The sequence below is a fragment of the Janthinobacterium sp. JF4 genome (genome assembly GCF_059617925.1).
Genome location: NZ_JCAQAV010000043.1, coordinates 39,778 through 46,845, shown reverse-complemented (window position 1 = coordinate 46,845; position 7,068 = coordinate 39,778). Strand labels below are relative to the sequence as shown.

The 7,068-nt window shown below is 64.0% G+C and carries 7 protein-coding genes; 3 read left to right on the top strand and 4 right to left on the bottom strand.

What is annotated here, in order from left to right; genetic code table 11:
* Nucleotides 1-123: 123 nt before the first annotated feature.
* Nucleotides 124-303, bottom strand: a complete 180-nt coding sequence (locus AC54AF_RS23175) for a hypothetical protein (RefSeq protein WP_496638432.1) — start codon at nucleotides 301-303, stop codon at nucleotides 124-126.
* A 166-nt stretch (nucleotides 304-469) separates the two neighbouring features.
* On the opposite strand from AC54AF_RS23175, the gene AC54AF_RS23170 reads away from it, so the two are divergent.
* Nucleotides 470-1,192 carry a hypothetical protein gene (locus AC54AF_RS23170; protein ID WP_496638431.1) on the top strand — a complete coding sequence of 241 codons (723 nt, stop codon included), beginning with the start codon at nucleotides 470-472 and terminating at the stop codon, nucleotides 1,190-1,192.
* 639 nt (nucleotides 1,193-1,831) lie between these two features.
* Here AC54AF_RS23170 and AC54AF_RS23165 read toward each other — a convergent pair.
* Nucleotides 1,832-2,206: a DUF1294 domain-containing protein gene (locus tag AC54AF_RS23165; RefSeq protein ID WP_496638430.1), complete on the bottom strand. Its 375-nt coding sequence runs from the start codon at nucleotides 2,204-2,206 to the stop codon at nucleotides 1,832-1,834.
* A gap of 59 nt (nucleotides 2,207-2,265) precedes the next feature.
* Nucleotides 2,266-2,832, bottom strand: a complete 567-nt coding sequence (locus tag AC54AF_RS23160; RefSeq protein ID WP_496638429.1) for a methylated-DNA--[protein]-cysteine S-methyltransferase — start codon at nucleotides 2,830-2,832, stop codon at nucleotides 2,266-2,268.
* A gap of 94 nt (nucleotides 2,833-2,926) precedes the next feature.
* On the opposite strand from AC54AF_RS23160, the gene AC54AF_RS23155 reads away from it, so the two are divergent.
* Complete coding sequence (locus AC54AF_RS23155) at nucleotides 2,927-3,676, top strand: nucleotidyltransferase domain-containing protein (protein ID WP_496638428.1); 750 nt, start codon at nucleotides 2,927-2,929, stop codon at nucleotides 3,674-3,676.
* Here the strand turns inward: AC54AF_RS23155 and AC54AF_RS23150 are convergent.
* The gene (locus tag AC54AF_RS23150) at nucleotides 3,673-5,907 is read right to left on the bottom strand and encodes a TonB-dependent siderophore receptor (protein WP_496638427.1); all 2,235 of its coding nucleotides are present in this window, start codon (nucleotides 5,905-5,907) and stop codon (nucleotides 3,673-3,675) included. The genes AC54AF_RS23155 and AC54AF_RS23150 overlap by 4 nt on opposite strands.
* A gap of 326 nt (nucleotides 5,908-6,233) precedes the next feature.
* Between AC54AF_RS23150 and AC54AF_RS23145 the strand changes: the two genes are divergently transcribed.
* The gene (locus tag AC54AF_RS23145; protein WP_496638426.1) at nucleotides 6,234-7,067 is read left to right on the top strand and encodes a hypothetical protein; all 834 of its coding nucleotides are present in this window, start codon (nucleotides 6,234-6,236) and stop codon (nucleotides 7,065-7,067) included.
* Nucleotide 7,068 lies beyond the last annotated feature (1 nt).

Below are 7,068 nucleotides of genomic sequence, written 5' to 3'. Positions count from 1 at the left end.
TCGACGCCAGGCGCATCCGTTCAGCAGAAACGTTATTGAAAGCAACGCTGGGAGCATTCCCACATCTGACGGTGACATAGCCAAATAAAAAGCCACCGCAGGGGTGGCTGCTGGGGCGTACTCTCAGGCGGAGGGCTTGCTGGCAGGTTTGGGGGTGGCAATGGCAATCGGGTCGCTGGCCGGAAAGCTTTCCTTGAGCGCTTCATCAAGCGCTTGCTCGGCATGGCCTTCGCTGGCCGGCGTGGGCGAATCGCGCTCCGGTGGCGGGGTGGGCGTGGTGGCGGCGTTGGTGCTCGAATGCATGATGATCCCCTTGCGGTGATGCGCTCGGCGGCCGGAATGGCCATGGCGCGTGCTGATGTTTTCAGCCTAGCACATCGTGTGAAAAAAGCGCGCCCGCTGCGCCTGCCGAAGGGGAGAAGGGCGGCAGTCTGCTACACTGCGCTCCACTTTTATCGACGGAACCGCCATGACTTCCCTTTCTTTGCCTTACCGCGCCACCGCCACCCAAGCCTGTGCCTGGCTGGCGCAACAGACGGGCACGCCGTGGACCCTGGCGCGCCTGCTGGAGCAGGGCGGCTTGCCGTATGTCTGGCTCGATTACAGCGCGGAATGGGCTGAACTGTTCCACGACGGCGTGACGCGCTATGCGGCGCCCGTCGTGTTCATCGGCGACAAGGAACACCTGGCGTCGGGCGCCGACGACGTGTGGCTGCGCTTTACGCGCGACTCGGGCAACATCGCCATCGAATTGAAGGCGCCGGGATTGCGCGTGCCGGTCGATGGCTTGCATTTCCAGGAGCGCGATCTGTTGCGTTTGCTCAAGGAGTTGCAGCATCCGAAGCCGGATCCCGCTGAAGCGGAAAAAACGGCGCCGGTGGTCTTGCCCAGCGCCCTGAAGGGCCTGGGCCGCGAGCAGATCTTGATCGCCTTTGCCGGCGTGGGCAAGATCGACCTGGACCAGGGACTGGCCAGCGGCGTGGGCATCTTTGGCGACGATGGCGCGCGCGTGCGCAAGAATTCGCGCGGCGGCAAGAATAGCCACCTGTGGCATCCGGTGACCTTGGCGTTCGGTTTGCACGATGTGCACCGCGTGCCGATGGCGCACCTGAAGAAGGCGTTCGCCACGCAGCCCTTGCTGCGCGAGTGGAAGGCGGACTGGCTGGAATCGCTGCGCCTGCTGGGCGAGTAATCATATTGAATCAAACCCGCCACGCCTCGTGATGCGCGGTAGCCACGGCGGCGTCTTGTGCGGCGGCATCAGCCTTTCGATACTTTATTCACTCTCCTCGATTCTGCCACCGCATTGCGTATAGCATGCTCTGTAATCTGCCTCGCATTGCCACGTTCCAGCTGCGTTGGAGGAACAATATTGCCGTTTCTTCGAGCACAGTTCCCGGTCAGCATCTGTTTTTGCAACTGCCAGGCAGATGGAGACGGTACTGACGTTCCTCATCTCACAAGCCTGTACCTGGGCCGCCGCAACTTGCTCTTTGCCTGCGATGCATATTTGTTGATTGCTCCCGCAGCTCGTCACGCATTGACGGCCCGCATCCGAGTCCGGGGGAATAAAGCGATAGCTGGTGCAGCCGGCCAGACTGATTGCGAAACAAATCGCCACAGCAAGGTGTAACAAGAAGGAATTGTGGAATTGCAAGGTACGCATGCTTGAAAAGTGCTTTCCCGTGTAGGTGAATTGGGTTGAAATCGTATATATTGATATTCTGACAGGCGATCTTTTCACAAACAATGCGCTGCAATAACTGTTACATCTTAGCGGGTGGAACTGCTTCTGGACAACAGTGCTGTGCGAGCGAGAAGCCGGGCAGTTTTACAGTTCGATCGGCGCCACCTCGGTGCCGATATCGGGCGCCGCGTAGTGCATGCTGAAATACGCGAAGGCGCCGATATTGATGGCGACCGTGATCCAGAACACGATGCGGAATGAGCGCTTGCTGGACTTGTGGCGCAGCCATTGCTGGGCCAGCACGGCGCCAGGCCAGCCGCACAGCAGCCCCAATAGCAGCAGGGTGCGTTCCGACGTGCGCCAGCGCCCCCCTTTTGCGGCAGACTTGTCGATCGCATAGGCAACGAAACAGCTCAGGCTCAGCACGCCATACGCGAGGGCGACCAGGACGGGGATATGGAAAAAGAACGTGGCCAGCAAATACAGAACGACAAAGAACAGGATGGCAAGGTAGGGCATAGGATATGTTGGTTTGAGCGGAGGGCGTGAGTATCCCACAAGGGGCGCGATGCCGCCGCCTAAAACAGACAGCCTTGCGCCGTATCGACGTGCACGGCGCGGCGCCGGGCGTGGCCCGTTTTCAGCGCTTCGCGGTCGCTGGACAGGGCGATGCCTTCCAGTGCCAGCAAGGTTTCCTTCGCATGCAGGCCACCCGCAAAGCCCGTCAATTCACCCGTGGCGCCGATGACGCGGTGGCAGGGGGCGATGATGGAAATGGGATTCTTGCCGTTGGCGGCGCCCACGGCGCGCACGGCGGCGGGGCGGCCGATCTGGCGCGCGATCTCGCCATAGCTGCGCGTCTGGCCATACGGTATCGTCAGCAAGGCGCGCCACACCTCCTGCTGGAAGGCGGTGCCGGCGAAATCGAGCGGCACAGCAAAACTCTGGCGCGTGCCGGCGAAATACTCGCGCAGCTGGCGCGCCGTTTCCTGCAGCACGGCGCAACCGTCATCGACGCGCATCGCGCCCAGGCGCACGCGGTTGGGCCTGTCGTTTTCCCACAGGATGGCGACCAGTGCCGCGCCGCGCGCCACCAGAGTCAGTTTGCCCACGGGCGAGGGCACCACGATGCAGTCGTATTCCATGTTGCTTCCTTGGTCAGATGGCGCCAGTGTAGCAGGGTGGCGGCAGGCTGCGTATCCCGTGTAGGATAGTGTTTTTCGGCACGGAGCACTGGCTGTGACAAACATTTCCACCTATGACGATATCCGCGCCATTGCCGTGCGGCTGGTACGTGAACGCTATCCCACGGCCGTGGCGGCCATCATCGGCGGCTCGTTCGCCACGGGCCGGCAGACGCCCAGTTCCGATATCGATTTGCTGCTGCTGTTCGACCACGTCGATTGCGCATGGCGCTCGACCATCGTGGCCGAAGGGCGCACGGTGGAACTGTTCGGGCACGACGTGGCCACGTTCACGTATTTTTGCAAGGAAATCGATGCGCCCGGCGGCACGGTGCCGCTGGCGCGCATGGTGCTGGAAGGGGAAAATATTGCCGCGCCCGGATCGCAGCACGCGCAGCTGCTGGCGCTGGCGCAAGCCATGGCCGCCGCCGGGCCACCCGTGCTCGACGTGGACAACGTGCAGCGGCGCCGCTACGCCATCACCACCGCGCTGGAAGACCTGGTCGACAGCCGTCACCCGGGCGAGGCGCTGGCCGTGGCCTGCCAGCTGTACGAGGCGCTGGCCGACCTGCACTTGCGCGCGGCGGGCCAGTGGAGCGGCGGGGGCAAGCATCTGTTCCGCCGCCTGGGGGCCTTCGACGCTGCCATCGCCGGGCTGCTCGACGGCGCGCTGCGCCTGGTGGCAGCCGACTTGCCGGCTGGCCAGCAGGCGTTCGAACGGGTCGCCGCCGCCGTGCTGGCGCCCGTGGGCGGCCCCTTGCTCGATGGCTTTGCCCTGCCGGCGCCCGCGCACTGGCGCGCTTAAAGCGCTGTGCGCACGGCCAGGCTGATGTTGCGCGGTTCGCCCCAGAACACGCCGTCGAAGAAGCCCACGTTGCGGTAGTACTTTTTATCGAGCAAGTTATTCACGTTCAGCTGCACGCTGGCATGCTTGCTGAGCGCATAGCTGGCCATGGCGTTGACCAGCGCATAGCCCGCTTGCGGGATGTGCGTCATCTCGCTTGACGGCGGGCGGCCGTACCATGATTCGCTGTAGGTGGCGCTTTGCGCCGTCATGCTGGCGCCCGCTTTCAGACCTGTGAGCCTGCCGTCGAAGCGGTAGCTGGTGGCCAGGCGCAGCAAATGGCGCGGCTGCGTGGTGGCGGCGCGGCGGCCATCGGCCTCGGCCGCATGCAGATAGGTGTAGCCGCCGCTCGCTTCCCACGCGGGCGTGATCTGGCCGGAAACGTCGAACTCGACGCCCTTGGCCGTCACGCCGGCGCCATTCGCCACCATGGCCTGGCCGCCGTCGGGCAGCAAGAAGCCGGGCGGCACGCTGCGGTCGAGTTCCGCCAGGTTCTTTTTCTTCGTATGGAACAGGGCGGCCGATGCGTTCAGCTTGCCTTGATAGAATTCGCCCTTGATGCCCAGCTCGGCATTCTCGCCCGTTTCCGGCGCCAGGAACTGGTTGTTGCGGTCCTTGCTCGATTGCGGGTTGAACAGCTGCGTGAAGCTGGCGTAGGCCGAATATTGCTTGTTGATGTCGAACACGGCGCCCACATACGGCGTCACTTCATTGCGCGTTTCCACGAAGTCGCTGTTGTCCGTGTGCACGCCTCGCGTATCGTAGTTGCGCGTATCCGTGCGATAGGTACTGCTGCGCGCGCCGATGATCAGGTGCAGCGGGTCGGCCAGGCTCAAACGCGTGGCCACATAGCCGCCTGCCAGGCGCGTCACGGTTTCCGTGTGCGAACCGTCCGGCTGGAACACGGGGCGGGGAATGTTGCCCGTCCAGCTGCGGTAGTCGGGGATAAAGTCCGGGTAGTTGATGTCCGCTCCGCCTCCCAGCGAGCGCGAGCGCTGGTTGCCGCCGTTCCAGCCGACGATGGCCGTATGCTTGCGCCCCATCAAGGTAAACGGACCGCTGGCGTAGACGTCGAAATTGTCGCTGTTCTTCTTGCCTGCGCCCCAGGCGCCCGTCCACAGGCGCATGCCTTCACCGGTGGCGGGGTCGGGATGGCCGGCGCCCGCGTAGGCGACGGTGGTGCGGTTCGTGCTTTCCGTGCGCGCGTAGCCCAGGTGCAGATTCCAGTTGCCGGGCAGGCGCTGGTCCAGCGAGGTGAATAGCGTGTGCTGCTTGTTGGCCCAGGTGCTCCATGGCGTCGTCCAGCTGGTGTTGCGCGGCAAGTTGGCCAGGCTGCCGTCCTCGTTCCAGTACGGCACGGCGCCCCAGGTGGCGCCCGTCGGCTTGTTGTCCTGGAAGTCGACGCCTGCCGTCAGCAGGGTGCCGGGGCGCACGTCCGCCTCGACGATGAGCATGCCGACCGTCTTGCGCTCGTGATACATGTCCAGATAGGAATCGCGTTTTTGCCAGGCCAGGGCCGTGCGGGCGCGCACGCTGCCCTCCGCATCCAGCGGCGTGGAGAGGTCGGCCTCGACGCGCTGGTCATCCCAGCGGCCCATGGTCAGGCCGGCGCTGGCCTGGAATGCCTTCGTCGGCCGCTTGCGTATCATGTTGATGGTAGCCGACGGGTCGCCCGTGCCGCCCATCAGGCCGGTGGCGCCGCGCACGACCTCGATGCGGTCGTACAGGATCGTGTCTTGCAGCGGCGCATTGCCGCCGCGCGCCATGCCGTCGATCTGGAGATTGTCGATGCCGAAGCCGCGCGCATAAAAGGTCGTGCGCTCCGTGTCGTTCTGGCCTACCTGGATGCCCGTCGTCTGTGCCAGCGCCTGGTCGAGGCGCACGGCGCCCAGGTCGTCGAGCAGCTGGCGCGTGATGACGCTGATCGATTGCGGCGTTTCGCGCAGGGACAGGTCCATGCGCGTGGCGCTGCGCGCTTCGCCTGCCGTGTATGACTGCGTGCCTTCCGTGGTGGCCATCGACTGGCCCAGCACGGTGACGGCCGGCATGGTGACGTCGGCCGCAGCGGCATCGGCCGCCTGGGCAGGCAAGACCACGCCGGAGGCAAGGCTGAGCAGGGCGATGTGCAGCAGGCGGGGGAGGGGGCGCAAGGCGGGCTGGCGCGACGAAGAGAGTACGGTAGTCGATTGCATCATTTTCCTGGAATATTTTTTAGTCGTGAGTGTTCCTATCTCGTCTGGCGAGCTGCACAGTAGCTGGGGGGATGGCGTGACGCTGGCCCGTGGTCTGGCTTGGATAGCAGTTCCACCCGCGCATGGCAGTGGAAAGGTCGTGCATGATTCCGTTCATATTCTGTGAATAAGAATCATTATCAATATAAGGGATATTTGCCAAATAATCAAGTGCGCGCACCAAAGGAGTGCAGACAGGAGTGCAGACAGGCCAAGGGCGGCGCGTCGGCGGGCCTTCTGCGATAATGCAGGCGCTGATAAAATATTTTCCTTATTGAAAGAAATGCATGCGTACATGGATCGCTTGTGCCGGATGGTTGTGTGTCGTGTCGCTGGGCCAGGCCCAGGAACACGCGCCGCCGGTTGTTCCCGCGCCGCTGCACAGCGCCAGCGTGCCGCCTGTTACCGATGCCGTGCCGCCGCCCCTTGCGCCTGTCACAGCGGCGAGCGCAGACGAAGCCTTGCCACCGCAAACGGTGACGGTCACGGCCAGCAGCGACGCCAAGGCGCCGCGCGTGCGTTTCATGGCCTACCGTGAAAGTTATCTGACGGCCAGGAAAGTGTGGCAAGTGTCGAGCGGCAGCGTGGTCATGGCCCTGCGCCTGATTCCTGCCAAGCTGAGCGCCACCATCGACGATGTGCGCGTGGCTCTGCAGGGCAATGGCGCGCCCATGCCGATCAAGGTCTCCAGCGGCGGCGTGTTTGTCGTGCCGCTCAACGATGACATCGCCGCGCAGGACGGCACTTTCCTGGTGAACAAGGGCAGGGGCGAACTGACGGCGAATATCGTCCTTCAGCCGTCCGTGGCGCGCGATGCGTGGAACGTCACGCGCGTGGGGCAAGTCTTGCAGGACGCGCGGCGCGCCGTGCGGGCCATCACGCCGTGGTACAAGCGGCCGTTCGCCAGCGACGTGCAATCGCTGGCGTTTTGCGCGGCCGAGCGGGGCAGCGCCTTGCAGTTGATGGACGGCGAGCAACTGATCGCCACCTTGCCCATGAGCGAGGCGGCCGTCAACGACATCAACCAGCCCGTGTTTTGCAAGATTTTCGACGGCGAAGACAAATACCCGGGTCACTACCGCGTGGTCTTGCCCGAGCAAGCGACGGTGCTGCTGCTGTAGA

Coding starts and splice junctions, on each gene's coding strand:
- AC54AF_RS23170 (WP_496638431.1), top strand. CDS start 470: ATGACTTCCCTTTCTTTGCCTTACCGCGCCACCGCCACCCAAGCCTGT.
- AC54AF_RS23175 (WP_496638432.1), bottom strand. CDS start 303: ATGCATTCGAGCACCAACGCCGCCACCACGCCCACCCCGCCACCGGAG.
- AC54AF_RS23160 (WP_496638429.1), bottom strand. CDS start 2,832: ATGGAATACGACTGCATCGTGGTGCCCTCGCCCGTGGGCAAACTGACT.
- AC54AF_RS23150 (WP_496638427.1), bottom strand. CDS start 5,907: ATGCAATCGACTACCGTACTCTCTTCGTCGCGCCAGCCCGCCTTGCGC.
- AC54AF_RS23145 (WP_496638426.1), top strand. CDS start 6,234: ATGCGTACATGGATCGCTTGTGCCGGATGGTTGTGTGTCGTGTCGCTG.
- AC54AF_RS23165 (WP_496638430.1), bottom strand. CDS start 2,206: ATGCCCTACCTTGCCATCCTGTTCTTTGTCGTTCTGTATTTGCTGGCC.